2 protein-coding genes are annotated in these 928 nt (G+C 54.1%); both read left to right on the forward strand.

The window, feature by feature from the left end; genetic code table 11:
• The first annotated feature begins 62 nt into the window (after positions 1 to 62).
• Positions 63 to 350 (forward strand): hypothetical protein, encoded by a 288-nt coding sequence (locus ACOCD2_RS22350; protein WP_293648035.1) that lies wholly within the window; start codon positions 63 to 65, stop codon positions 348 to 350.
• 252 nt (positions 351 to 602) lie between these two features.
• Positions 603 to 872 carry a hypothetical protein gene (locus tag ACOCD2_RS22355; RefSeq protein ID WP_419584610.1) on the forward strand — a complete coding sequence of 90 codons (270 nt, stop codon included), beginning with the start codon at positions 603 to 605 and terminating at the stop codon, positions 870 to 872.
• Positions 873 to 928 lie beyond the last annotated feature (56 nt).

The following is a 928-nucleotide window of genomic DNA, read 5'->3' on the forward strand; positions in this document are numbered from 1 at the left end:
ATAGAAATGAACAACCCAAAAGCCACTGAGGAAATCCAGTCTCTAATGAAGGAGATTTTTTAATGGTTAAACGCAGAGAACCTGCCACAGCAAAAAAACAGCCTACCCCAGAAGAAATTGAAGCGTTTGCATCTGGCGCGGACGGTGGGAGCATCACGCCAAAACAAGAAGAAAAGCCAGCTCTCGATCCCAACGCCAAGCGGGAATTTAAAGCCATCCGGGTACCTTTTAACGAGTTCGAGTATTCCAAGTTGGAAGAGGTCGCAAACAAGACCGGACGCACAAAACTGAATGTCATCCGCTGGGCCATACTGAAATTGGCCGAAGATGTACAGGAAGGGCACCAATAAAGCACTAAATCGGTACCGATTTAGCACCAATACGGAACCAATATAATGATTGAAAATGAACACTCCCACGCTCAATTCTGCTGATGCAGCAATCTGAACGGGCGAGGGCAGGGCGAAGCGAACCCTTGACCGGCGCGAGGGGTATCCCCTTAGCAAGCCAAGCGGAGCGCGGAGCGTCACGGACGCGGAGGCATCAGGGATGCGAAGGGCTTGTCCCTGACCGATAGGGAAGGCAAGCGTGTCTTCGACCTCGTGATAGATTTTGGGACATCCCAGTCCCCAAAATCGACTCGGCCTTTGACAACCTATTTGTGCCCCAGACGTCCTGGTCACCAAGCACTACACAACAACTTCGCAAGCTCGTTGCTGCTCCGTACTTGTCTCCCAATGACTGGACGCCGCGTTCGGAGGTCTACTTTGTTTTCCCTCTGGCGCAAGGCACGCCGGGAAAACAGTGCGGCCTCGCGGCTACTGGGGTCTACCAGCCTTCGCTTCGCTCTCCATGGCTGGCAGCGAATGTAGCGAAAGCGGAACCCGCAGGCGAAGCGAACAGCCCGGCCCGCAACGCGGGGGATGCG

It is taken from the genome of Thiolapillus sp. (genome assembly GCF_048562965.1).
Taxonomy (GTDB): Bacteria; Pseudomonadota; Gammaproteobacteria; order Chromatiales; family Chromatiaceae; genus Thiolapillus; species Thiolapillus brandeum_A.

Excerpts from the sequence above, each read along its gene's own strand:
- ACOCD2_RS22350 (WP_293648035.1), top strand. The coding sequence starts at position 63 with ATGGTTAAACGCAGAGAACCTGCCACAGCAAAAAAACAGCCTACCCCA.